The 24,924-nt window shown below is 35.0% G+C and carries 21 protein-coding genes; 14 read left to right on the plus strand and 7 right to left on the minus strand.

Annotation, left to right across the window (positions count from 1 at the left end):
* Positions 1 to 7: 7 nt before the first annotated feature.
* On the minus strand, positions 8 to 553 hold the full coding sequence (locus AC2CGR_RS04085; RefSeq protein ID WP_000427641.1) for a helix-turn-helix domain-containing protein: 546 nt from the start codon (positions 551 to 553) through the stop codon (positions 8 to 10).
* A gap of 150 nt (positions 554 to 703) precedes the next feature.
* On the opposite strand from AC2CGR_RS04085, the gene dsdA reads away from it, so the two are divergent.
* Positions 704 to 2,038, plus strand: coding sequence for a D-serine ammonia-lyase (gene dsdA / locus AC2CGR_RS04090; protein ID WP_087964971.1), 1,335 nt, complete (start codon positions 704 to 706; stop codon positions 2,036 to 2,038).
* 169 nt (positions 2,039 to 2,207) lie between these two features.
* Here the strand turns inward: dsdA and AC2CGR_RS04095 are convergent, their stop codons facing one another.
* Entirely contained in the window at positions 2,208 to 2,525 is a 318-nt protein-coding gene (locus AC2CGR_RS04095; protein WP_484480552.1) for a CPBP family intramembrane glutamic endopeptidase, read from the minus strand.
* Between the two features lie 143 nt (positions 2,526 to 2,668).
* On the opposite strand from AC2CGR_RS04095, the gene AC2CGR_RS04100 reads away from it, so the two are divergent.
* Positions 2,669 to 3,916 carry a DUF445 domain-containing protein gene (locus AC2CGR_RS04100; RefSeq protein ID WP_087964973.1) on the plus strand — a complete coding sequence of 416 codons (1,248 nt, stop codon included), beginning with the start codon at positions 2,669 to 2,671 and terminating at the stop codon, positions 3,914 to 3,916.
* Between the two features lie 30 nt (positions 3,917 to 3,946).
* Here AC2CGR_RS04100 and exsE read toward each other — a convergent pair whose 3' ends face one another.
* Genes exsE through AC2CGR_RS04120 form a run of 4 tightly spaced genes read right to left on the minus strand, consistent with a single transcriptional unit; the run spans position 3,947 to position 6,948 of the window.
* Positions 3,947 to 4,903 (minus strand): exosporium protein ExsE, encoded by a 957-nt coding sequence (exsE, locus tag AC2CGR_RS04105; RefSeq protein ID WP_087964975.1) that lies wholly within the window; start codon positions 4,901 to 4,903, stop codon positions 3,947 to 3,949.
* Positions 4,900 to 5,970 (minus strand): hypothetical protein, encoded by a 1,071-nt coding sequence (locus tag AC2CGR_RS04110; protein WP_087964977.1) that lies wholly within the window; start codon positions 5,968 to 5,970, stop codon positions 4,900 to 4,902. The genes exsE and AC2CGR_RS04110 overlap by 4 nt, the downstream gene beginning before the upstream one ends.
* Positions 5,963 to 6,406, minus strand: a complete 444-nt coding sequence (locus AC2CGR_RS04115; RefSeq protein WP_087964979.1) for a hypothetical protein — start codon at positions 6,404 to 6,406, stop codon at positions 5,963 to 5,965. Before AC2CGR_RS04115 ends, AC2CGR_RS04110 begins: the two co-directional genes overlap by 8 nt.
* Positions 6,403 to 6,948: an RNA polymerase sigma factor gene (locus tag AC2CGR_RS04120; protein WP_255257847.1), complete on the minus strand. Its 546-nt coding sequence runs from the start codon at positions 6,946 to 6,948 to the stop codon at positions 6,403 to 6,405. The genes AC2CGR_RS04115 and AC2CGR_RS04120 overlap by 4 nt, the downstream gene beginning before the upstream one ends.
* Before the next feature lie 220 nt (positions 6,949 to 7,168).
* Here AC2CGR_RS04120 and AC2CGR_RS04125 point away from each other — a divergent pair, with 220 nt between their 5' ends.
* The 6 genes from AC2CGR_RS04125 (at position 7,169) to cls (ending at position 13,591) form a co-directional block, all read left to right on the plus strand.
* Complete coding sequence (locus AC2CGR_RS04125; RefSeq protein WP_000694106.1) at positions 7,169 to 7,807, plus strand: response regulator transcription factor; 639 nt, start codon at positions 7,169 to 7,171, stop codon at positions 7,805 to 7,807.
* A gap of 4 nt (positions 7,808 to 7,811) precedes the next feature.
* Positions 7,812 to 8,912, plus strand: a complete 1,101-nt coding sequence (locus AC2CGR_RS04130) for a sensor histidine kinase (RefSeq protein ID WP_131101849.1) — start codon at positions 7,812 to 7,814, stop codon at positions 8,910 to 8,912.
* A gap of 123 nt (positions 8,913 to 9,035) precedes the next feature.
* Positions 9,036 to 9,974, plus strand: coding sequence for an ABC transporter ATP-binding protein (locus AC2CGR_RS04135; protein ID WP_087964984.1), 939 nt, complete (start codon positions 9,036 to 9,038; stop codon positions 9,972 to 9,974).
* A gap of 37 nt (positions 9,975 to 10,011) precedes the next feature.
* Positions 10,012 to 11,121, plus strand: a complete 1,110-nt coding sequence (locus AC2CGR_RS04140) for an ABC transporter permease (RefSeq protein WP_270185312.1) — start codon at positions 10,012 to 10,014, stop codon at positions 11,119 to 11,121.
* A gap of 1 nt (position 11,122) precedes the next feature.
* On the plus strand, positions 11,123 to 12,268 hold the full coding sequence (locus tag AC2CGR_RS04145; protein WP_087964988.1) for an ABC transporter permease: 1,146 nt from the start codon (positions 11,123 to 11,125) through the stop codon (positions 12,266 to 12,268).
* Between the two features lie 111 nt (positions 12,269 to 12,379).
* Complete coding sequence (gene cls / locus AC2CGR_RS04150; RefSeq protein ID WP_484480553.1) at positions 12,380 to 13,591, plus strand: cardiolipin synthase; 1,212 nt, start codon at positions 12,380 to 12,382, stop codon at positions 13,589 to 13,591.
* A gap of 50 nt (positions 13,592 to 13,641) precedes the next feature.
* On the opposite strand, the gene pyrH is transcribed toward cls, so the two are convergent.
* Positions 13,642 to 14,385, minus strand: coding sequence for a UMP kinase (pyrH, locus tag AC2CGR_RS04155; protein ID WP_087964990.1), 744 nt, complete (start codon positions 14,383 to 14,385; stop codon positions 13,642 to 13,644).
* Between the two features lie 376 nt (positions 14,386 to 14,761).
* Here pyrH and AC2CGR_RS04160 point away from each other — a divergent pair, with 376 nt between their 5' ends.
* The 6 genes from AC2CGR_RS04160 to AC2CGR_RS04185 all read left to right on the plus strand — a co-directional run bounded on the left by AC2CGR_RS04160 (position 14,762) and on the right by AC2CGR_RS04185 (position 24,894).
* Complete coding sequence (locus AC2CGR_RS04160; protein WP_000713290.1) at positions 14,762 to 16,033, plus strand: cation:dicarboxylate symporter family transporter; 1,272 nt, start codon at positions 14,762 to 14,764, stop codon at positions 16,031 to 16,033.
* A gap of 24 nt (positions 16,034 to 16,057) precedes the next feature.
* Positions 16,058 to 17,497: an aspartate ammonia-lyase gene (gene aspA, locus AC2CGR_RS04165; protein ID WP_000224205.1), complete on the plus strand. Its 1,440-nt coding sequence runs from the start codon at positions 16,058 to 16,060 to the stop codon at positions 17,495 to 17,497.
* 75 nt (positions 17,498 to 17,572) lie between these two features.
* On the plus strand, positions 17,573 to 19,285 hold the full coding sequence (gene malS, locus AC2CGR_RS04170) for an oxaloacetate-decarboxylating malate dehydrogenase (protein WP_484480554.1): 1,713 nt from the start codon (positions 17,573 to 17,575) through the stop codon (positions 19,283 to 19,285).
* A 64-nt stretch (positions 19,286 to 19,349) separates the two neighbouring features.
* Positions 19,350 to 20,648 carry a sensor histidine kinase gene (locus AC2CGR_RS04175; RefSeq protein WP_484480555.1) on the plus strand — a complete coding sequence of 433 codons (1,299 nt, stop codon included), beginning with the start codon at positions 19,350 to 19,352 and terminating at the stop codon, positions 20,646 to 20,648.
* 2 nt (positions 20,649 to 20,650) lie between these two features.
* A complete protein-coding gene (locus AC2CGR_RS04180) occupies positions 20,651 to 21,583 on the plus strand; it encodes a response regulator (protein WP_270185309.1) in 933 nt (310 codons plus the stop codon).
* Between the two features lie 116 nt (positions 21,584 to 21,699).
* Positions 21,700 to 24,894 carry an SNF2 helicase associated domain-containing protein gene (locus AC2CGR_RS04185; RefSeq protein WP_484480556.1) on the plus strand — a complete coding sequence of 1,065 codons (3,195 nt, stop codon included), beginning with the start codon at positions 21,700 to 21,702 and terminating at the stop codon, positions 24,892 to 24,894.
* The last annotated feature ends 30 nt before the right edge of the window (positions 24,895 to 24,924 follow it).

Consider the following 24,924-nt stretch of genomic DNA (forward strand, 5'->3'; position numbering starts at 1 on the left):
ACAGCTATTAAAAAATCGGCGGCGTAACAGAAAATAAAACAATGGCATTTTTCTCAAATTGATTTACCCATTTATGTTTTAAATAAGCGGGTATCTTTACGCTATCACCAGTTTCTAACATGTACTCTTCTTCATTTAAATGTAATGTGATTTTCCCTTCTAATACAAATGCTAATTCTTCACCTTTATGTTCTAGCACATTTTCTGACGAAGCTGTATTCGGCGGGACGGTCATAATTGCTGTTGCTAAATTTCCTGTGAAATCAGGTGATAGCATTTCATATGATAAATTATCGATAATCATTTTTTTTCGTTTATGAGAACGTACAATTAAATCGTCTGTATTTGTATCTTCAAGTAAAAAGCTAAAAGTTGGAACATCAAGAGCTTTAGCGAGTACTTTTAATGTTTGGATAGAAGGGTTAGCAGATCCACGCTCTATTTGACTTAACATAGATGGTGTAATATCAGCCATCTTTGCTAGTTCTTTACTCGTTAAACCTTTTTCTTTTCTTTGTTTTTCAATTTTTTTACCAATATCTATATTTTCCATAATGAAAATCTCCTTAATAATAATTAAATTATATTTAAATAAATTAAATTAAAATTAACTAAAATGAATGATTTGTGTTAAACTATATTAAAATTAATTTAATTATAATTTATTAAATCGTAAGCTACAAGGTGATGAGGAGGAAGAGGAATGAAAGAAATAGAGAAATTAAAAGAGGAATATCCACTATTAAATAAATTAATCGAAACAGAAGAAGTGTTTTGGGTGAATCCGAACATGGAAAAGTATGAAACGGCAATAAAAGATTCGCCACTGAATGAAGAGAATGTAAAAGATGCGGAAGAGAGGTTAAAGCGTTTTGCACCATATATTGCGAAAGTTTTTCCTGAAACGAAAGAGACGAAAGGCATAATTGAATCACCCTTAGTGAAAATCCCTTCAATGAAACAAGCTTTAGAGAAAAATTACAAGCAACCTATTTTAGGAGAATTATTATTAAAATGTGATAGTCATCTTCCGATATCAGGGTCAATTAAAGCTAGGGGCGGCATTTATGAAGTGTTGAAGCATGCTGAACAACTAGCTTTGCAGCACGGTATGTTAACAGAAGAAGATAATTATTCCATTTTAGATAGTGATACATGTAGAGAGTTTTTTGCCAAATATTCAATTGCGGTCGGTTCAACAGGAAATTTAGGGCTAAGCATTGGGATTATGAGTGCGAAATTAGGTTTTAACGTAACGGTTCATATGTCAGCAGATGCGAAAAAATGGAAAAAAGATTTGTTAAGAAGCAAAGGTGTAAATGTTATTGAATATGAGGCTGATTATAGTAAAGCTGTAGAAGAAGGAAGAAGGCAAGCAGATGCAGATCCAAGCTGTTATTTTGTAGATGATGAAAACTCACATGATTTATTTTTAGGATACGCAGTAGCAGCATCACGTTTACAAAAACAATTAGAAGAGTTAGAGATTGTAGTAGACGAAGAACATCCTTTATTCGTTTATCTACCATGCGGAGTAGGGGGCGGGCCTGGCGGAGTCGCATTTGGTTTAAAGTTATTGTATAAAGACAACGTACACTGTTTCTTTGCGGAGCCTACGCATTCTCCTTGTATGTTACTCGGTTTAATGACAGGACTTCATGATAAAATTGCCGTTCAAGATATTGGGATTGATAATGTAACAGACGCGGACGGACTAGCAGTAGGAAGACCTTCTGGATTTGTTGGTAAAACGATGGAACCATTTTTGAGTGGGGATTACACAGTAAGCGATGAAGAGTTATATAGATTGTTAAAAGAACTAGCTGATACAGAGAATATTTATTTAGAACCTTCTGCATTAGCAGGTATGATAGGACCAGTAAAAGTATGTAAAGAAGATGCGTATTTACAAAAGCAACAGTTAATGGAGAAGATGCAAAAAGGTACTCATATTGTATGGGGAACGGGCGGTAGTATGGTTCCAGAAGATGTGATGGATGGGTATTATAAAACAGGTGAGGCATTAACATATAAATAAAAATGAGGCTGTAAATAGCCTCATTTTTATTTATCCCACTTTAATGGGCAGTAAGACCCCCACCTCAAAATTCAGAGAAAGCAAAGAAGTTAGGTGGGGGTCGGGCTGCCCATAAAAGTCCGATTGGTTCAACTAATAATCAGTGGGGGATGAAGAAAACCCCCACTGATTAAAGTTTCACTTTATATGGCATATCTAAAAAAGCATGAATGAAAATAGGAAGGAGTAAATTATTATTACGAGTGTAAATAAGGGCATAAAGCACATGTCCTGCAAGACCAGCTTCTACCCAATCCCCAATTCCTTGAGAGGTGTCACCTAAAATAATTGGCATAAATGAATGGGCAATCCCGAAGCATGCACAAATAAGTAATGTATCCCAAAACTTATTTAGTAAGACAACTAATCTTGGCCAAAGGTATCCTCTAAATATAATTCCCTCTTCAAAACCGATATTAATTAAATAGTAATAAAGGAAATAAAACATTTCTAATTGAAATCCAAGACTTGTATTATTATAAATTCTTTGTTATTTTCGCATTAGTTCATTATAGTATAGATATAAAGAATTAATATCAAATAAATATAACAAAAAAGCTTTATTTTACATAATAAGAGGATGTGTATACGATGTCATTACAGACTAAATATATAGCGGGTATTTCGCTTGGGGTTATGGGAGTAGGTTTTGCGGCTTCTATTCCTTTTCAAGGGACGGTAGCTGGTGAGATTATACAAGGGGGATTTGAAGCTGGATTAGTTGGTGGACTTGCGGATTGGTTCGCAGTTACAGCATTATTCCGTCACCCGATGGGAATTCCAATTCCGCATACAGCTTTGTTACCTAAAAACCGAAAGAGAGTAACGAAAGGACTCATCAATACGTTAGAAAATGAGTGGCTAACGAAAGAAAGTATTACGAATAAAGTAAAAGAAATGCAGCTAGCACAAATGGTGCTGCAAATTGCAGAGAGAGAAATGCAGTCTGATTCTGTGAAAAAAGGGATTGTAACGATTGCGGAGAAAGCGATTGTTTCAATAGATACGGAAAAATTAGCTGTTATTATTGAAAAAGAATTAAAAACATATTTGCATACAATTAATACAAGCAACATTTTACAAGTGCTTGTTGATCAATTGGTAGTGCAAGAATATGATGAAAAGACACTTGATTACATATTAGTAAAAGTGAAAGATTGGACAGCGCAAGATGAAGCGCGTTATCAGCTCGGAAGCTTAGGTATGAAGGCAATGGAAAATATAAAAGTAGATGGATTCTTGCAGTTTACATTGAAATCATTTATGAATATTGTAGATGAAGATAAAGTTGGCGGCATTTTGCAAAAATTTATCATTAGTAATATTAACAGCTTACAAGACGCTGATAATAGCACGAGACAACTTATATTAGCGAAAATTCGTCAAGAAATTATAAATGTAAAAGAAAATGAAGCGTTACTACAAGAATTAGAAAATTGGAAAGAAAAATGGATTGCCAATTGGAATGCTACTGACAAAATTAAAGAGATGCTGGAACAAGTGCAGCAAAAAGCAGTTGCCTTTGTAAACAATGAAGAATTTGCGGATAAGTATGTTATGCCATTTTTACAAACACAAATAAATAAAATAAAAGATGACGAAGTGACTGTTCAAAAAATAGAAGATTGGTTACAAAAACAAGTTGTGAAGCTTGTTGAGAATAATCATTCGAAAATCGGAAAACTTGTACAAGAAAACCTTGATAAGTTAGATGATAAAACGTTAATTGAAATGATTGAAAATAACGTCGGTAAAGATTTACAGTGGATCCGAGTAAACGGAGCTGTTTGCGGATTTATGATCGGATTAGTGTTAGAAGGAATTAAAGCGATTATATGAGAAAAACCTTCCACAATTGTGGAAGGTTTTTTATTTTTCGATAACACTCATATTTAAATTGTAAGCTTTCTCAATGTTTAGTTTGTACGTCCCATTTCCGGTTTTAATCGAATTTTTATACCAATGTTCTTGCCCGTTGAATTCTGGATTTTCTTCTGAAGTAGTATCTTCTTTTTTCGTTACATCTTCAACTTGTTCCCAAGGTGTGCTGCCATGTGTTTCTTTTTGATTTGTTACTGCTGTTAAAGATACATCACTCTCTTTTGCAAGATGGACAGACACTCTTGAGCTTTCTTGTACAAACCAATTGTTTTGTAATTGACCTGGATAAAGAGATAGTTCGTTATTAGAGGCGCGAATTTCCACACTTTTATTTTGTGGAAGTACAAGTGTCCGTGTCACTTGTGGTGTTGAGTTAAAGAACTTATGTTGAACTGGTAATGATTTTAATGTTACATACATCGTTTCCCCAGCTGTTTGAACGGAAAGGAAATCTTCTTGTTTTAAATTGAGTTTTTCATTAGCTTTCGTCGTCATTTCATATGTTCCAAGAAGGTGAATTTGATTTGTATTATTTCCTTCTATTGTTAGAGGACGATGCCCTGCATCCACTACAATTTTTTTGATAGATTCAGGTATATCAAATTGTCCGTCTGGAATATTACCTGTCTGGTGAGTGGTATTAATAGAGTGGCGAACTTCTTCTAGCAATCCAGTTGATAATAAACAGTAAAAAGCAATTCCGACGCTTCCTAAAACGCCGATAAAGAAAATACTAAAAATATCATATTTAATAAATGGTTGTTCCTTTTTAGAAAATAGAAGGTAAAGTAAAATTTCCAAGCCAAGTATAATAAGTAAAACAGGCCACCATGCTGTTATGGAATCTAATACCTCAGTACCTTTTATAACTGAAAATAGTAAGAAGCAACCTAATGCAATAATAGAAAGCCCCATTGAAAATGTTCCAACGCGCCATGTTCTCATTCTTTCGTACCACCTTTGTTTTCTTTATTTCCAAGTAACAATTTAAAGCCACCGCCAATTAAGAGGAGTGCAACGATAGATGTTTGGAAATAGCGATAATACAGCTCGCTAAGATGAATGTTAAATATAGTTGCGAAGTAATCATTCAAAATAGGAAGGACTGTTTGATCTAGTAAATAATAACCACCGAGTGTAATTAACCCAATACCGATCCATCTTTGATGATTGATAAAATAATCAATGATAGGTTCATCATTTACACGTTCTTTTCCATACTTTGCAGTTTGCTGTAAAGCGTCAAAAAAGCTATAGAACCAAATGATGGGTACTAAAAATAAAAACGCTGAAAGTCTTAATAGGTCGAGTAAATATATGGAAAGTAAAAAGGCTGCCATAAGCTGAAGACCACGGCGCTGTAAGCCTAAATACATATGTCCTGCTCCAGGGAACATCGCTAAAATAGAAGCGAATGTTTTACTTTTCTTTCCTTGCTCACGGTGCTCTTCAAACTCTTCAAAAATAGTACGGTCAACTAATTGCTCACCACGTTCTTTTTTCTGGAGTTGCTGAACAACATCGAAGAAATTATAAATCCATAAAACAGGTAACGTCACGAGAAAGATAAGGAAACTTTCTTGAGATGTTAAAAGGGCAACGAAAATGATCATACTTCCAATTCCTGTACAAGCTACTAAAAATGTAAGTCCACGTTGCATAAGTCCTAATTGAAAATGACCAAGTCCAGGGATGATGGATAGGAGAATGATATAAAATCGTTCGCTCTCTTTAGAGGACTCTGTCAATTCTCCGGTTGCTTGTTTTTTCGATTGATTAATAATCGTGATAACTAAATCTAATAAATTGATCGCCCATAACACGACTAGTAAAAATAGAGAAAGAAAAGCAATATCACTCTCTCCTAATGCTATTGTACAAAATGCTGCAAAGATAAACAGAAATAAAGCCCCTCCGCCATATAAAATAAACCGTCCAAACTTTTTTAAATATAAATGTCCAAGCCCAGGAATTAGCCCTAATACAAGTGCTAAAAAGGGATTTTTATTCATGCTTTGAACCTCCGTCCTTTTTTGATGTGTCTACCGATTTGTTTACAATTTGTTGTGAGATAGAAGACTCGTTATGTTTTGAAGATTTCTCGAAATTTGATGTCGCTGTGAAAATATATTGGAATAAACCACTTACCATAAAAATAATTGTAGCTGCAGTCGCAATTATGTAGTGAATAATGGTGCGCTTTAGTGAGTTTGTTTTTACATTTTCAATAGGTTGTAGCGTTTCAAAATCAATTTGTGTCATAACTTCGTTCGTAAATGAATCATCATTTATCATTGGAAGGTTTTCTTGTTGTTCATCAATACTTTCCATATAAAGTGCTAAACAATGATCACATTCATAAAGATGTTCTTCCATAGATTCACGTTCATTGCTTTTTATAAAATCTAATGTATAATTGCGCCAATCTTCTTTTGAATAATGCATCATAGAAACTCTTCCTCCTTCCAATGTTTTTTAATCCATTTTCTTGCCCGATACAGTTTCATTTCGACTGTTTTCACTTCGATATTTTCTTGCAAAGCAATTTCTTGATAGCTTTTTTCTTCTAAGTAATGTGCGAGAACGACGTCACGGTAATTTTCGGGAAGTTCTCTCAGTTTTTGAGCAATGAGTAATTTTTGTTCTTTCGTCAATAATAAAGCCTCGATATTATGAGAGGCTTTTATATTTTCCTCAGTTTCTTTACATAAGGAGAGTTCTTCGTTTTCTCTAGCTTTCTTTCTCTTATAATCAATAGCGTGATTGGTGGCAATACGCGCCATCCACGTTTTTAATCCGCGAAATTGATAATTAGGGAGAGAGGCGTGAATTTTTACGAATACTTCTTGTGTAACATCTTTTGCATCTTCTTCATGTCTTACAATAGAAAAGATAACTTGGAAAATATAATGACGATATGTTTGCACAAGGATACGAAAAGCATGTTCGCTTCCTTGCTGTGCTTTTTCAATTAATTGTTTTTCCTCAATGGGTCTCTCCCTCCTTTTTGACGCATTCTATTATATAGACGTAAAGAATGATAAGTCACCCTACACATGTTGTAAAAAAAGAATAATATATTTTTAGGAAGGGGGCTAGATGAAAAAAGGTGTGAAAAAATGGTAAAGAGAAGTATATAATGAGCAAGTAGGAAATGTTATAGGGAGAAAGGATGTGAGTGTTAGTACGGTAAGGTCCATACTAACAAACATGAAAATTAAAATATTAATAGCAGATGATAATTCTTTTATTAGAGAAGGTATGAAAATTATTTTAAATACATATGAAGAGTTTGAAGTAGTAGATACAGTAAATGACGGGAAAGAAGCAGTGGAATATTGTAAAAAGAACGACGTTGATATCGCTCTTTTAGATGTTCGTATGCCGAACATGAACGGGGTAGAGGCGACGAAATTTATTTGTGAAGAGACGAAAACGAAGCCGCTTATTTTAACGACGTTTGATGATGATGAATATATTTTGGATGCAGTAAAAAACGGAGCGAAAGGTTATTTATTAAAAAATAATGATCCAGAGCGTATTCGTGATGCGATAAAAGGAGTATATAATGGTCAAACAGTTATGCAAGATGTAGTTCTCGATAAAATTAAGTCTAATTTAATGGAAAGTAAAGAGGAAGAATGTAAAATAGATAAAAGTCTTTTTACTGAAAGAGAGCTGAGTATTATCGCATTAATTGCAAAAGGCTTTTCGAATAAAGAAATCTCGAAGCAACTTTTCATATCAGAAGGAACAATTGCAAATTATATTACATCAGTTTTAGGGAAAACTGGACTGGAACATCGTACACAAATCGCGATTTATTATTTGACAGGGAAAGTAGATTAAAGATATGGAATTTTGGTTAATTGTAAGTAAATTAATTGTCTTTATATATATTGTGTTTAGTTACATTTATTTAAATGTAGAGAACTTACCATGGATTATACTTACTTTGCTTTTATATCTTTCTGTAAACGTGCTGATTTCTATATTAAAAAAAGATACGTACAAAAACATATTAATTTGCGTATCAATTGGTCTAGTTATGTTATTTACATGGAAGGTTCATCCGTTTTTTATTTTGTTTTTGCCATTGAACTTATATGAAATTATATTCCGTTATATTGAGAAGAAATGGCAACTATTTATCATTATGCTGATTCCTATTATTTTTACAAATGAAAGCATTCGAATGACATACGGATTAATTGTTGCATTTTCTTTCCTCGTATTAATTATGGCAGAACGGTATATATCGCGCGTATTAAAGCTTGAATCACAAAATGATAAGATGCGAAAAGATATGCAGCGATTGACGAAAAGCTTACATGAAAATAAAGAGTACATAAGGCAATCAGAATACACATTTAAGTTAGAAGAGAGAAATCGACTTTCTCAAGAAATTCATGATAAAATTGGTCACTCGATGACAGGTGCACTCATTCAAATGGAAGCAGCGAAGAGACTAATGGGGATAGATAAAGAAAAATCTGCGGAGTTATTACAAAATGCAATTCATATTTCAAAAGATGGAATTGAAAGCATTCGGGTTACACTAAAAAATATGAAACCACCAACTGAGCAAATTGGTATTCATCGTATGAAATTATTCATAGAGGAATTTGCTGGTAAGCATGATGTGAATATTCCTTTCGTTTATAAAGGGAACTTAGATATGATTTCTCCTATACAGTGGAAAGTTATTGGTGAAAATGTTATGGAGGCATTAACGAACGCGATGAAGTATGCTGATGCGACAGTCATTTCAATTGATATTCATGTACTTAACAAGATGGTGAAAGTACAAGTGAAGGATAACGGAAAAGGTGCGGTTTTCGTTAAGAAAGGTCTCGGGATTATGGGAATGGAGGAGCGAACAGCGTCAGTAAACGGGAAAATTATTGTAGATGGAACAAGTGGTTTTTCAGTAACAATGTTGCTGCCGATATGAGGATGAATCATCTCAAATGAAAAAAGTGAATAATCTCATGTGAAAAGAATGAACTTCTGCACTGAGCAGGTTCATTCTTTTTGTTTATACTAAAAGCAGAGAAACCGAAATAGGGGTGAAATGATGAATACATTAGAAATTAAAAATTTAACGAAAAAATTTGGTGATTTCATCGCAGTTGATAATATGTCTTTATCTATTAAAGAAGGAGAAATATTTGGCTTTTTAGGATCGAATGGTGCTGGTAAGAGTACGACAATCAATATGATTGCTGGTTTGTTAAGAAGTAATGAAGGTGAAATTAGTATACTAGGAAAAAATATAAAGAAACATAACCGATTTGCGAAAATGAACATCGGCATTGTTCCGCAAGATATTGCGATTTATGAAGAGTTAACAGCTTATGAAAATGTGAAATTTTTTGCTGGATTGTATGGGTTAAGGGGTGCTGAGCTAAAAGTGAGAGTGGAGGAAGCACTTCAATTTGTGGGGCTTAGCGATAAACATAAAAGTTATCCGAAAAACTTTTCAGGTGGGATGAAACGAAGACTGAATATCGCTTGTGCGATTGCTCATAGACCGAAGTTAATTATTATGGATGAGCCGACAGTTGGAATTGATCCACAGTCAAGAAACTACATTTTGCAGTCAGTACGTAAATTAAATGAAATGGGAAGCACAATTATTTATACGAGTCACTACATGGAAGAGGTAGAAGAGATTTGTACGAAAATAGCGATAGTAGATCACGGTAAAGTGATTGCAGAAGGAACGAAAGAGCAGTTAAAAGCAATTATTACCGATACGAAAGATATTTGGATTGAAGTGAAGTCAGTAGAAAATTTAGATATAGAACAGTTAAAAGAGATAAATGGAGTGAAAGCTGTTCAAATTGAAGAGAACGTAATTAAAGTAAACTCGGATACAGGATTAAATAATTTAAATAAAATTATTCAGCACTTCATCAATCATGACATTGAAATCCGTTCGTTAGAGGAGCAGGCTCCAAACTTAGAAACAGTATTCCTTACGTTGACTGGTAGAAACTTACGAGATAAATAAACGGTAAATGAAGAAAAGGTAAAGGGAGGTTCATCAATTGAACATCTTCAATATTGCAATTATGCATATTAAAAGAGATTTTAGAGACGTAAGAACTTTAGTTTTTATGTTAGCATTTCCGATTGTGCTTATGCTTGTATTAGGAACAGCATTAACAAACGCATTTAATAGTGATAGTCATTCGATTAAAGATATACAAGTGCTATATAAGGATGAAGCAAGTAGCACGTTTTCTCAAGCATTTGAAGCATTTGCGAAAGAAGTTGATAAATCGGGTATTCATTTTAAAAAAGCTTCTGAAGGTATAGATGGGAAGGAAGCGGTGAAGCAAAATAAATATGCTGCTTATGTAGAACTAAAGAAAGATGGTGCGAAATTTTACGGAAGTGACAAAAGTAGTATTGAGGGAAGTATTGTGGAAGGCATGCTAACAACATTTGTTGATAAGTACAATGTAGCAGCCGAAGTTGCAAAAGTTAATCCTAGTAAGGTGAGCGCAGTTATTTCAAATGGAAATCATAATGATTATATAAAAGAAACATCTTTACAAGCTGCGAATAAACCGGGTTCTATGGATTACTATGCGGTTGTAATGACGACGATGATTGCACTGTACGCTGCGATGGGAGCAAGTTTTCTAATTCGAGGCGAACGAATACGTAAAACAGGAGATCGCCTTATTGCTGCACCTATAAGTAAGGCTGAAATTTTCATTGGGAAAGTGCTTGGTAGTCTTGTAGCAAACGCCCTGTGCATATTACTCGTCATGTTATTTAGTAAATTTGTCTTTCAAGCGAATTGGGGCGATCACCTTGGAATCATATTTCTTATTTTATTAACAGAAGTCTTTCTAGCAATTAGCTTCGGTTTAGGGATTGGATATATGACAAAAACACCTGAAGCGTCTAGAGCAATTATTATGGTGGTAGTGCAATTAGCTTCTATTTTTGGCGGTGCATATTTCGTAATAGAAGAAAATTTCGTTACGAATTTATCACCATTAACGTGGGCAAACACAGCTGTTATGAAAATTATTTATGCGAATGATGTAGGGGCAGCACTACCAGTCATTTCTTTAAACATTGGAATATCAGCACTCTTTTTATTAATTGCAATTATTGCATTACGTAGACGGGAGGGGCTATAGTATGAAAGATATTTTATGGCTCGTACAAAAAACGTTATCTGTACTTTTGAAAAATAAAAAAGGGTTAATCATTATTATTAGTTTGCCAATAATCGGGACGCTCATATCTTTTTCGATATACGGAAATGCAGGGCAAGGAACGTTAAATATCGGGATTGTAAATAAAGAAAATGAGCCGATAGCAAACGATACGATAAAGTTTTTAGAAGGATTAAATCATGTGAATGTGAGTAAGGTTAAGGAGTCTGAAGTAGAAGATAAACTCACTTCCAAAAAACTTGATGGAGTTATTACATTAGCTTCTGGTTTTTCAAAAAGTGTTCGAGAAGGGAAACCAGATCATATTGAACTTGCATCGATTAAAGGTGATCAAGTAACGGGGTTTATAAAATCATATTTATACAACTATATAGATAATGTAGCAGCTATTAGTAAAGTAGCAGGAACAGATCAAAGTGCATTTGATAATATGTACGCAGGGTATCAAAAAAGTTCATTTAAAATGAAAACGGAGACGCTAGAAGATACTTCGAAAAATAAAGATATGACAAATCAAACGATGGGTTATCTTATTATGTTTATGCTGTTTTCAGCGGTGAACTTATCAGGATTTATTTTAAAAGAAAAAGAGAATAGAACGTACTTTAGATTATTATCAACACCAATTGACGGAAAGAAATTTATATTGTCCAACGTCGCGGTAAATATGATGATATTAACAATGCAAATTGTCATTGCAGTATTATGTATGACGAATGTTTTTCACACAAATATTAATATGCCTTTCATAGTAATGATTGGAGTGCTTATGATATTTGCCTTAATTGCAATTGGTTTATCATTAGTCATTGTGTCGTTCTCAAAAAGTTCAGCAGCTTCAAATGCAATGCAAAATTTAGTGATAGTACCAACATGTTTGCTTGCTGGATGTTATTTCCCGTACGACATTATGCCAAAGGCGGTACAAAAAGTAGCTGATTTTCTTCCGCAGCGTTGGTTATTAGATACGATAGCAAAACTACAACAGGGAATACCGTTCTCAGAGTTGTATTTAAACATATTAATTTTATTTGCCTTTGCAATTGCATTCTTCTTAATTGCGATTTATAAATTTGGAAGAAATAATGATGCGAGGAACTTTGTTTAATATAAAAAAGGGTGTGACGTTAAGTCACATCCTTTTTTGTATGAAGCATGAAATCTAAATTTGAATGACAAAATAGAAAGGCGGAAAGAAAACGAGCGGAAGGAAATTAAAATGATTAAAAAAATATTACGAGTTATTTCTATTATTATGGCTATGTTTATGTTTATATTAATTTGGATGCATATTGATGTCACACTCGGAAGAAAAATGGAGGCCGGCAAAAATATGCCGACAGAGTACGCTCCTCATTATAGTGACTTTCAATTGTATGTAAAAGGGAAGTCGTTTTATAAACAGTTATTTACTGACATAAGAGAAGCAAAGCAATCTATTTACACGTATTTTTTTATTTTGTCGGATGATAAAAGTAGCCATACTTTTTTAAATTTATTAAAAGAGAAGGCAAAAGAAGGAGTAAACGTCTATTTATCAGTTGATCGCATTAATGATTTATCATTTGAAAGAAAGATGATAAATGAATTGCGGGAAAGTGGTGTACATTTTACATATAGTAGAAAACCTGAATTGCCATTCGGATTTTATTCACTTCACCATCGTAATCATCGCCGTATTACGACAATTGATGGAGAGATTGGATATACAGGTGGTTTTAATATAGGAGATGAGTACTTAGGAAAAGATAAGCGATTTGGATATTGGCGTGACTATCATGTGCGGCTTAAAGGAGAAGGAGCGAAAGATTTAGAAGAGCAGTTTGCTTTAGATTGGAAACGAGATACGAAAGAAAATATAAAGAGAAGTGCGAATAAAGCTAGTAAAGGGAACACGTTACATATGATGGCCAGTTACAATGGACATTACGTCGCTGAAAAATATGTGAAGTTAATAAATGAAGCGAGGCATTCGGTTGTCATTACGACGCCGTATTTTATAGCGAAAAATAAAGAGTTAATGAACGCTTTAATCACGGCACAAAAACGTGGAGTTACTGTAAAAATACTGTGGTCATATAAACCAGATATTCCTCTTATTAAAGAGGCAGCATATCCGTATATTCGTCAAGCTGTTAATAATGGAATTAAAGTATATGGTTATAAAAAAGGGATGTTTCATGGGAAGTTAATGTTAATTGATAATGAATTAACCGTTATCGGTACTACAAATTTTACAGCTCGTAGCTTCTATATAAATGATGAGATGAATTTGTATATTCATGGTGGAACTATCATATCAGAAGTGAACGAGGCATTGGCGCAAGATTTTCATGATTCAAAAGAAATGACGAAAGAATTTTTTGAGAAGTTATCATTTTGGGAGCGTTGTAAGGAGAAGTTGGGGGGATTGGCTGATTTTTATTTATAAAGGTTAATGAAAAGGGTGTCTTTTATAGACACCCTTTTCATGAGAAATAACTATTTTTCATGCACAAGCAATGAAGCATCATCATTAATCAAAGTTCCTACATGCTCACCTAAACAAATTCTTTTCATAACCCCAGGCTCATCAAAGTTAAAGACGTGTGCTGGTAAGTTGTAGTCTCGAGCAAGCAGTAAAGCTGCTTGGTCCATTACTTGTATGTTTTGCCTAACGATATCGTTATAGTTTAGTTTTTTGTACATTTTCGCTGCTTTATTATGTTTTGGATCACTAGTAAAGACGCCATCTACTCCTTGTTTTGCGACTAATATAGCGTCACTATTCATTTCAATGGCCCTTTGAACACTTGGGTAATCTGTCGTAACGAACGGTTGCCCGTTACCACCTCCAAAAATAACGATATACCCGTTATCTAAATGGTGGACTGCACGTAGGCGAATGTATGGTTCAGCTACAGCGTTAAACGGGATGGAAGTCATTACGCGCACTTCTTTATTTGTTTTACTTGTTAAAACGCCGCGTAGCATTAAGCTATTAATGATTGTACCTAACGTCCCGATATTGTCAGCTTCTACACGATCGATTCCCCATTCTTCTGCTAAATGACCTCTAAAAATATTCCCGCCTCCAATGACGATAGATACTTCAATACCTAAATCAACAATGGATAAAATTTCGTTTGCGATATGTTCTAATCGTTTGGAGTTAAAGCTATTTCCGGTTTGATCGGCAAGTGCACCGCCGCTTAATTTAATTAAGACACGTTTATATGATCTCATAACAATTCCCCCTATATAGATCGCAATAAAAAAGGAACAAAGGCGAATGCCTTTGTTCCTTTTTAAGAAAATGAAAAAGAAAAGAAGAAGATAAGATGAATTGCTTTGTATAGTTTTTCATAATATCCACTCCTTTTCATTTTGATTTGTTTTAAGTATATATCTTTTTGATTATACGAAACAATCTGATTACTTTTCAAGTTTATTTTATCGTTTTTTAACAAAATGGTGTCAATGAAAAAAAGAAGAAAAATATTTGAATTTTTTGTGACGAACTTGTAGGTTTTTGTATGATTTTGTAGGTTCGCTTATAAGATGTGTGAGTAGCTTTTATAAATTCAAATTGAAAGCGTTCGCATGAAGGGGATGAACATAAATGAAAAAATTCGGATTGGCAACACAAATTTTTGTCGCGCTTGTTTTAGGGATTGTAGTAGGGGCAGTCTTTTATGGCAATAAAACGGCGATTTCTTATATCACACCAATTGGGGATATATTTATTCACTTAATTAAGATGATTGTAGTACCAATTGTTATTTCAGCATTAATTGTTGCAGTAGCTGGTGTAGGCGATATGAAAAAGCTTGGGAAACTGGGCGGTAAGACAATTCTTTATTTCGAAATTATTACGACGATCGCTATTTTAATGGGATTACTCGCAGCGAATATATTCCAACCAGGTACTGGTGTTGATATGAGTAATTTACAGCAAAGTGATATTTCTTCTTATAAACAAACTGCAGATGCAACAGAGAAGAAAGGTTTTGCTGATACAATTGTTCACATTGTACCGAAAAACGTATTTGAATCGATTGCACAAGGTGACTTATTACCGATTATTTTCTTCTCAGTATTATTCGGTTTAGGGGTTGCGGCAATTGGGGAAAAAGGAAAGCCTGTCTTTAACTTCTTTGAAGGTGTACTCGAAGCGATGTTTTGGGTTACAAATCAAGTTATGAAATTTGCACCATTTGGTGTATTCGCATTAATTGCGGTTACGGTTGCAAAATTTGGTGTAGCAACACTACTTCCTTTAGGAAAACTAGTGCTAGCTGTATACGTAACTGTTATACTATTCGTTGTGATTGTATTAGGTATTAATGCACGAATGGTTGGCGTAAACATTTTTACATTAATGAAAATTTTAAAAGAAGAACTGATTCTTTCGTTTACGACAGCAAGTTCAGAAGCTGTTTTACCTAATATAATGAGAAAAATGGAAGAGTTCGGTTGTCCAAAGGCAGTTGCCTCTTTCGTAATTCCGACAGGTTATACATTTAACTTGACTGGATCGGCTATTTATCAAGCGTTAGCGGCATTATTTGTTGCACAAATGTACGGTGTGCACATGTCACTAACGGAGCAAATAACGTTATTATTCGTTCTCATGTTAACATCCAAAGGTATGGCGGGAGTTCCGGGTGCATCGTTCGTTGTAGTATTAGCAACGTTAGGTTCAATGGGATTACCACTAGAAGGTATCGCGTTAATTGCGGGAATTGACCGCATTTTAGATATGATTCGCTCATCTGTCAATGTATTAGGAAATGCATTAGCGGCCATTGTTATGTCGAAGTGGGAAGGCGAATTCGATAATGAGAAAGCAAAACAATATGTAGAAACAGTCAAAGAAACAAAAGCAGCATAAGAAATCGTTAAGGAGTGAATAATCATGGCAACATTAACTGAAGTTAAAAATGGTGTTCGAATTGAAAAAGATTTTTTAGGTGAAAAAGAAGTACCAAACTATGCATACTACGGTGTACAAACAATGCGTGCAGTTGAAAACTTCCCAATTACAGGATACAAAATCCATGAAGGTTTAATTAGAGCGTTCGCAGTTGTAAAAAAAGCTGCAGCGCTTGCCAATACAGATGTAGGAAGATTGGAATTGAACAAGGGCGGCGCGATCGCAGAAGCTGCTCAAGAAATTCTCGATGGAAAATGGCATGATCATTTCATCGTAGATCCAATCCAAGGCGGAGCAGGTACTTCAATGAACATGAATGCAAATGAAGTCATTGCCAATCGTGCGCTTGAATTATTAGGAATGGAAAAGGGAGACTATCATTATATTAGTCCAAATAGTCATGTAAACATGGCGCAATCAACAAACGATGCATTCCCAACGGCGATTCATATCGCTACATTAAACGCATTAGAAGGTTTATTACAAACGATGGGTTATATGCACGATGTATTTGAATTAAAAGCAGAACAGTTCGATCATGTTATTAAAATGGGTCGTACACATTTACAAGACGCTGTGCCAATTCGCCTTGGACAAGAATTTAAAGCGTACTCTCGTGTACTTGAACGTGATATGAAACGCATTCAGCAATCACGTCAACACTTATATGAAGTGAACATGGGAGCAACTGCAGTTGGTACAGGCTTAAATGCAGACCCAGAATATATTGAAGCCGTTGTAAAACATTTAGCTGCAATTAGTGAACTACCACTAGTTGGTGCAGAAGACTTAGTAGATGCAACGCAAAATACGGATGCATACACAGAAGTATCTGCAGCACTTAAAGTATGTATGATGAATATGTCTAAAATTGCGAATGACCTTCGTTTAATGGCATCAGGTCCACGTGTTGGCTTAGCGGAAATTATGTTACCTGCTCGTCAACCAGGTTCATCTATTATGCCAGGGAAAGTAAACCCTGTTATGCCAGAGGTAATTAATCAAATTGCGTTCCAAGTAATTGGTAACGACCATACAATTTGCCTTGCTTCAGAAGCAGGTCAATTAGAATTAAACGTTATGGAACCAGTACTTGTTTTCAACTTACTTCAATCAATTAGCATTATGAATAACGGCTTCCGTGCCTTTACAGATAATTGCTTAAAAGGAATTGAAGCGAATGAAGATCGCTTAAAAGAGTATGTTGAGAAGAGTGTAGGAATTATTACAGCCGTGAACCCTCATATCGGTTATGAAGCAGCAGCTCGCGTTGCGAAAGAAGCAATCGCGACAGGGCAATCCGTTCGAGAACTTTGTGTGAAAAATGGTGTACTGTCACAAGAAGACTTAGAGTTAATTCTAGATCCATTCGAAATGACGCACCCAGGGATTGCAGGAGCAACTCTTTTAAAGAAAAATTAAAAGAAGAGGGGGGACAAGCCCCTCTTTTTTGTTTACAATATAGAAATGCTATATATGAATAGAGGTAGGGATGTTATGAGCAAGTTTACAGTAGCTTCTAATGGTTCATTAGAAACGACATTAAGAGGAGTAGAAGTATTATCAACACCACTTTTAAATAAAGGGGTTGCTTTCACGCAAGAAGAAAGAGAAGAATTAGGTTTAAAAGGGTTATTACCGCCAGCAGTTTTAACATTGGAAGAACAAGCACGCCGAGCATACGAACAATTTTGTTCTCAGCCGGATGATTTATTAAAGAATGTATACTTAACAGCGTTACATGATCGAAATGAAGTATTATTTTATCGTATTTTAACAGATCATTTACGCGAAATGTTACCAATCGTATATACACCAACTGTTGGTGTAGCGATTCAAAGATATAGTCATGAATATCGTAAACCACGAGGTGTGTATTTATCAATTAACGATCCGTCAGGTATTGAAGAAGCGTTTGCCAATATTGGTGCAACAGCAGAAAATATTGATTTAGTCGTTGTAACAGATGGAGAAGGTATATTAGGAATTGGTGACTGGGGCGTTGGGGGTATTAACATCGCAATCGGAAAATTAGCTGTTTATACAGCCGCAGTTGGAATCGATCCTAGCCGCGTATTACCGGTAATTTTAGATGTAGGTACAAATCGTGAAGAATTATTAGACAATCCATTTTATATTGGAAATCGTCACCCTCGTATAACAGGTGAAGCTTACGATAAATTTATTGATACATTTGTACAAGCGGTAAATAAGCAATTCCCGAAAGCACTTTTACATTGGGAAGACTTCAGTTCTCGTAATGCACGAAAAATCTTAGATAAATATCGTCATGATATTTGTACGTTTAATGATGATATTCAAGGTACAGGTGCAGTTTCGCTTGCGGCTGTATTATCGGCAGTAAAAGCTTCTGGTGTACCGCTAAGTGAACACCGAGTTGTTGTGTTTGGTGCTGGTACGGCTGGAATCGGTATCGCAGATCAAGTTAGAGATGCGATGGTCCGCGTAGGCGTATCAGAAGAAGAATCATATAAGCGTTTCTGGTGTATTGATCGTAACGGATTAGTTACAGATAATATGGAAGATCTTCTTGATTTCCAAATGCCGTATGCAAGAAAAGAAGCGGAAGTAAGTGAGTGGAAACAAAATGATGTGATCGGACTTGCTGAAGTTGTGAAACAAGTGAAACCGACAATTTTAATCGGTACATCAACTGTTGCTGGTGCATTTAAAGAAGAAATTATTAAAGAAATGGCTTCTCACGTAGAAAGACCAATCATTTTACCAATGTCGAATCCGACGCCACTTGCTGAAGCAAAACCAGCCGATTTAATCGAGTGGACAGAAGGAAGAGCGTTAGTTGCAACAGGAAGTCCATTTGAACCAGTTACATACAACGGTGTAACGTATGTGATTGGACAATCAAATAATGCACTTATTTTCCCAGGTCTTGGTCTTGGAACAATTGTCGTACGTGCAAGCGTCATGACGGATGGAATGTTCGCAGCAGCAGCTGAAGCAGTTGCAAGTATGGTTGATACAAGTCAGCCAGGAGCACCTATTTTGCCAGAAGTTGAAGAGCTACGTAATATCTCGGAAATGGTAGCAATTGAAGTAGCGAAAGTTGCCGTTGCGGAAGGTGTTGCTAGAGAGAACTTAAGTGATAACGATATCAAGATTGCAGTGAAAGAAGCAATCTGGGAGCCTGAGTATCGCCAAATAAAAGCGGTAGAAAAGGTTAGAATATAGAAATAAAGCCCGTTTATCATATAAGCGGGCTTTCACTTTTATTACTGAAAAAAGAGTATAGGAAGTGGCACCTTTGAATTGGAATCAATTATGGAAGAAAGATATATCTCTTTTAATTATATTAATGGTTGTTGTTCCGATTGCTGGAGAGCTTAATTTTCATCCTTTTAATGATACGTTTCGCGTTAGCTTTGGGACGCCGTTATTCTTCTTTTTATTACTATTTTTAAGAAGAATACCAGCAGCTGCTGCGGGTATTCTTGTCGGTATATGTGTAGTCTTATTCCGAGTATGCCTTGACTGGATCATGCAAGGCTCATTTCATATGACAGAATCATTTTATTTGCGTTATCCTGTGTTCTTTTATTATTTTATTTATGGAAGTCTTTTTTCACTTTGTAGGGTGAATAAGTTTCATCAGAAGCCAATTGTTATTGGGTGCCTTGGAATTACAATTGAAATTATTGCAAGTATGTCAGAGCTCGCAATTTATCATATGGTAGTGCTCGGTACAACGATAACGGTTTCTGAATTAAATAAACTTATCATTATTGCTATTTTTCGTAGCTTTTTTGCACTTGGCTTTTTAAATATGATGAATTTATATGAAACGAAATTAAAAGAATCACAAGTACGAAAAGAAAATGAAAAAATGTTAATGCACCTATCCAATTTATATGTAGAATCTGTTCATTTGAAAAAAACGTTACAAAATGCAGAATTAATTACACAAGAAGCGTATCAATTATATCGGAATTTACAAGTAAGCGATCATTCAAATGGTAAAACAGCATTGAAAATAGCAGGAGAAGTGCATGAAATAAAAAAAGATAATCAAAGGATTTTTGCAGGGTTATCTAAACTGTTATTAGATAAAAATGTGGCTGAGTACGTAGAAGGTCATGAGCTTACAGAAATGATTGCAAGAATAAATGAAAAGTATGCTGAAATGCTAGAGAAAGATATACGTTTTTCTAAACATATAGAAGGCGAACATGCTGCATATCACGTGTATACAGTGCTATCAATTTTTAATAACTTAGTTGCAAATGCAGTTGAAGCAATTGAAGATAGAGGTCTCATTCGTATTAAGTTATATAAACGAGAACCAAATGTAATCTTTGAAGTAATTGACGATGGCCCTGGTATTGCACAAAAGTATAAAAAATTAGTATTTAAGCCCGGGTTTACTTCAAAGTATGATCAAACGGGAACACCGTCCACAGGTATTGGACTTTCTTACATATATGAAATGGTAACAGAGCTTGGCGGAGTAGTAAGGTTAGAAGACAATGAAACTGGAAAAGGGTGTAAGTTTATTGTTTGTTTACCGGAGTGCAGTTTAAAGCGGGAAGGGGAATAGGTTTGTTTTATTATATTGTAGATGATGATGAAGTTTTCCGTTCGATGCTTTCGCAAATTATTGAGGATGGCGATCTTGGGGAAGTAATTGGAGAATCGGAAGATGGAGCGTTTATTGAAGCAGAACAGCTAAATTATAAAAAAGTGGATATTTTATTTATTGATTTACTCATGCCGATGAGAGACGGTATTGAAACAGTTCGCCATATAGCATCTTCATTTACTGGGAAAATTATTATGATTTCCCAAGTTGAATCGAAACAGCTTATTGGTGAGGCATATACACTTGGTGTGGAATATTATATTACAAAACCACTGAACAAAATAGAAGTAGTATCTGTTGTACGAAAAGTGATAGAACGTATTCGTTTGGAACGTTCTATATATGACATTCAAAAATCTTTAAATAATGTGTTTCAATGGGAAAAGCCGCAAATGCGTAGTGAAACAGTACAAGAAGGGAAAAAGATATCAGATTCAGGACGCTTCTTACTAGCAGAACTTGGTATTGCGGGAGAGAACGGAAGTAAAGATTTACTTAGTATGTTGGAATATTTATATGGGCAAGAAAAGGCGCAAACATTTGAATTCGGATTCCCTGCATTAAAAGATATTTTTCATCAAATTACACTGAAAAAATTAGGGGAACTAGCTTCAGATGCAGATATAGAGAAGGAGAAAAAAGCATCTGAACAACGTGTAAGAAGAGCGATTTATCAATCATTGAACCATTTAGCTTCTCTTGGACTAACAGACTTTTCAAATCCGAAATTTGAAAGTTATGCTCCGAAATTTTTTGATTTCACTGTAGTTAGAAAACGGATGACAGAAATGACAAAGGATGGGGTAGCGACTTCTGGCCATATAAGAATTAATACGAAAAAATTTATCCAAGTGTTATATTTTGAGGCGAAACGACTGATAGAGATAGAGTGAAAAGGTGCTTATAAATAAGCATCTTTTTTGTTGAATCAACATTTTATATTTTCTCGTAGAGCATGTAAAATGTTAAGTAAGAGAAAATGGTTTTACATTAAGGAAGTGTCAAAACAATGAGTTTTACATTAAATAAATCGATTATTAAAGAAGTATGTGGAGAAACCTCATATAAAAGAGGCGAAGCTTATTATAAATCAAATAAAGTAATCGTGAATTACTATGATGAAACGAAAGAAATTTGTGAGGCGACGGTAAAAGGGAACGAGGATTTCCATGTTACAGTAGGAAAAGCTAAGAAAGGTGATGTTGTTGCGAGATGTAGTTGTCCTTCGTTAGCATCTTTCCAAACGTACTGTCAACATGTTGCAGCTGTATTGATACAAATAAATTATAACCAGCAAACGGGTGGAATGGGCTCTGTTAATAGCAGAAATGATCAATTAACAAACGGGATGTTTCAGTTGTTTGCAGACAAACCATTGAGGCCAAAAAGTAAACAACATCGGTTTGATACACGTGAAATATTAGATGTTGCGTTTATATGTTCACCAATAGCGACGAAAAGCGGTGGGGCCCTTCTTGGAATGCAGTTAAAACTTGCGAAAACATATTTTATAAATCATATTAGAGAATTTCTTTCTAAAGTGGAGAAGAGAGAGACTTTTCATTGTTCCAATGAATTTACATACACGCCAGATGTACACAGTTTTAAACAAGAAACAGACGCGATTATACAACAACTCATTAAAATATATCATAACGAAAAAATGTATGAAGATGCACTAGAAGTACACGCGAAACAAGATGAAAGTATGATATTTATACCGCCAGCTTCGTGGAATGACATGTTTTCTGCACTTTCTAGAGCCGAGTATGTACAGCTGAAACAAAATGAGCAACTGTTTCAGGGATTACAAATTTCAAAAGGTTTATTGCCGTTACATTTTGAGTTTACGAAAGGGAATAATGGCGGGTTTACCCTTCATATAGACGGTCTAAATCGTGTTCGAGTTATGGAGATGTATAACAACGCTCTTTACGATGGGAAATTATATCATTTATCTATGGAAGATTGTATGCGGCTTATTGAATTGCAAAAAATGATGAGTCGCTCAAATAGCAATCAGTTTTATATTCCTGAAAATAAGATGGAACATTTCGTAGCGAAAGTTGTGCCTGGATTAATGAAACTTGGAACTGTACGCATCGATGAAGTAATATCAGATCGTGTTGAAACGCCGTCGTTAAAAGCAAAGCTGTATTTAGATCGAGTGAAAAATCGTTTGCTAGCAGGTCTCGAATTCCATTATGGAAACGTCGTGATTAATCCGCTAGAAGAAGACGGGCAACCTTCTGTTTTTAATCGTGATGAGAAAAAGGAAAAAGAGATTTTAGACATGATGAGTGAAAGTGCTTTTGCGAAAACAGAGGGTGGCTACTTTATACATAATGAAGAAGCTGAGTATAACTTTTTATATCACATTGTTCCAATGTTAAAAGGTTTAGTTGATATTTACGCGACAACAGCAATCAAATTACGCATTCATAAAGGAGATACAGCGCCACTTATTAGAGTGAGAAGAAAAGAACGAATTGATTGGTTATCATTTCGTTTTGATATAAAAGGAATACCGGAAGCGGAAATTAAAGGGGTATTAGTTGCTCTTGAGGAGAAACGTAAATATTACCGATTAGCGAATGGTTCTTTATTATCACTAGAGAGTAAAGAGTTTAATGAAATTAATCAGTTTGTAAAAGAATCAGGTATTCGAAAAGAATTTTTACATGGGGAAGAAGTGAATGTTCCGCTTATTCGGAGTGTAAAATGGATGAACGGACTTCATGAAGGTAATGTTTTAAGTTTAGATGAGTCTGTTCAAGATTTAGTTGAAAGCATTCAAAACCCGAAAAAATTAAAGTTTACAGTGCCACAAACTTTACATGCTGTAATGAGAGAGTATCAAGTATACGGATTTGAGTGGATGAAGACACTCGCCTATTACCGTTTTGGCGGTATTTTAGCAGACGATATGGGACTTGGAAAAACGCTGCAAAGTATTGCTTATATAGATTCTGTTTTGCCTGAAATTCGAGAGAAGAAGCTGCCTATATTAGTCGTTTCACCGTCCTCGCTTGTTTATAATTGGTTTAGTGAATTGAAAAAATTCGCTCCACATATTAGAGCAGTTATTGCAGATGGAAATCAGACAGAACGGCGAAAAATCTTAAAAGATGTAGCGGAATTTGATGTCGTAATTACGTCATATCCATTACTGAGAAGAGATATAAGATCGTATGCGAGGCCGTTTCATACACTATTTCTTGATGAAGCACAGGCGTTTAAAAATCCGACAACGCAAACTGCAAGAGCAGTGAAAACAATTCAAGCTGAATATCGTTTCGGACTAACGGGAACGCCTGTAGAAAATTCATTAGAAGAGCTATGGTCTATCTTTCATGTCGTATTTCCAGAATTATTACCAGGAAGAAAAGAATTCGGTGATTTAAGGCGTGAAGATATTGCGAAGCGCGTAAAACCGTTCGTATTAAGACGACTAAAAGAAGATGTATTACAGGAGCTTCCAGATAAAATAGAGCACTTACAGTCATCGGAGTTATTACCAGATCAAAAGAGACTATATGCTGCTTACTTAGCGAAATTAAGGGAAGAAACATTAAAGCATTTAGATAAAGATACGTTACGTAAAAATAAAATTAGAATTTTAGCCGGCTTAACCAGATTAAGACAAATATGTAATCATCCCGCTTTATTCGTTGATGATTACAAGGGAAGTTCAGCTAAATTTGAGCAACTGTTAGACATATTAGAGGAATGTAGAAGTACTGGTAAGAGAATTTTAATCTTTTCTCAATTTACGAAGATGCTGTCCATTATTGGTCGTGAATTAAATCGTCAAGCAATTCCATACTTTTATTTAGACGGGAATACACCTTCGCAAGAACGTGTAGAACTATGTAATCGATTTAACGAAGGAGAAGGGGACCTATTCCTCATTTCTTTAAAAGCTGGTGGTACGGGTCTTAACTTAACAGGTGCCGATACGGTTATATTATACGATTTATGGTGGAATCCAGCTGTTGAACAACAAGCAGCAGATCGGGCATATCGAATGGGGCAAAAAAATACAGTACAAGTTATTAAATTAGTAGCACACGGAACCATTGAGGAAAAAATGCATGAACTGCAAGAGAGTAAGAAAAATTTAATCGCTGAAGTGATTGAGCCGGGAGAAGAGAAATTATCATCCATCACGGAGGAAGAAATTCGAGATATTTTAATGATCTAATAAAGAAAGCTATGCCTTCAAATGTATGAG

The sequence above is a fragment of the Bacillus sp. LSHTCR4 genome (genome assembly GCF_057197025.1).

Excerpts from the sequence above, each read along its gene's own strand:
- AC2CGR_RS04125 (WP_000694106.1), top strand. The coding sequence starts at position 7,169 with ATGAAAATTAAAATATTAATAGCAGATGATAATTCTTTTATTAGAGAA.
- exsE (WP_087964975.1), bottom strand. The coding sequence starts at position 4,903 with ATGAGAACATGGCGCGTTGGAACATTTTCAATGGGGCTTTCTATTATT.
- AC2CGR_RS04135 (WP_087964984.1), top strand. The coding sequence starts at position 9,036 with ATGAATACATTAGAAATTAAAAATTTAACGAAAAAATTTGGTGATTTC.
- dsdA (WP_087964971.1), top strand. The coding sequence starts at position 704 with ATGAAAGAAATAGAGAAATTAAAAGAGGAATATCCACTATTAAATAAA.
- AC2CGR_RS04100 (WP_087964973.1), top strand. The coding sequence starts at position 2,669 with ATGTCATTACAGACTAAATATATAGCGGGTATTTCGCTTGGGGTTATG.
- AC2CGR_RS04185 (WP_484480556.1), top strand. The coding sequence starts at position 21,700 with ATGAGTTTTACATTAAATAAATCGATTATTAAAGAAGTATGTGGAGAA.
- pyrH (WP_087964990.1), bottom strand. The coding sequence starts at position 14,385 with ATGAGATCATATAAACGTGTCTTAATTAAATTAAGCGGCGGTGCACTT.
- AC2CGR_RS04110 (WP_087964977.1), bottom strand. The coding sequence starts at position 5,970 with ATGAATAAAAATCCCTTTTTAGCACTTGTATTAGGGCTAATTCCTGGG.
- AC2CGR_RS04145 (WP_087964988.1), top strand. The coding sequence starts at position 11,123 with ATGAAAGATATTTTATGGCTCGTACAAAAAACGTTATCTGTACTTTTG.
- malS (WP_484480554.1), top strand. The coding sequence starts at position 17,573 with ATGAGCAAGTTTACAGTAGCTTCTAATGGTTCATTAGAAACGACATTA.
- AC2CGR_RS04130 (WP_131101849.1), top strand. The coding sequence starts at position 7,812 with ATGGAATTTTGGTTAATTGTAAGTAAATTAATTGTCTTTATATATATT.
- AC2CGR_RS04115 (WP_087964979.1), bottom strand. The coding sequence starts at position 6,406 with ATGATGCATTATTCAAAAGAAGATTGGCGCAATTATACATTAGATTTT.
- AC2CGR_RS04095 (WP_484480552.1), bottom strand. The coding sequence starts at position 2,525 with ATGTTTTATTTCCTTTATTACTATTTAATTAATATCGGTTTTGAAGAG.
- AC2CGR_RS04160 (WP_000713290.1), top strand. The coding sequence starts at position 14,762 with ATGAAAAAATTCGGATTGGCAACACAAATTTTTGTCGCGCTTGTTTTA.
- AC2CGR_RS04085 (WP_000427641.1), bottom strand. The coding sequence starts at position 553 with ATGGAAAATATAGATATTGGTAAAAAAATTGAAAAACAAAGAAAAGAA.
- aspA (WP_000224205.1), top strand. The coding sequence starts at position 16,058 with ATGGCAACATTAACTGAAGTTAAAAATGGTGTTCGAATTGAAAAAGAT.
- cls (WP_484480553.1), top strand. The coding sequence starts at position 12,380 with ATGATTAAAAAAATATTACGAGTTATTTCTATTATTATGGCTATGTTT.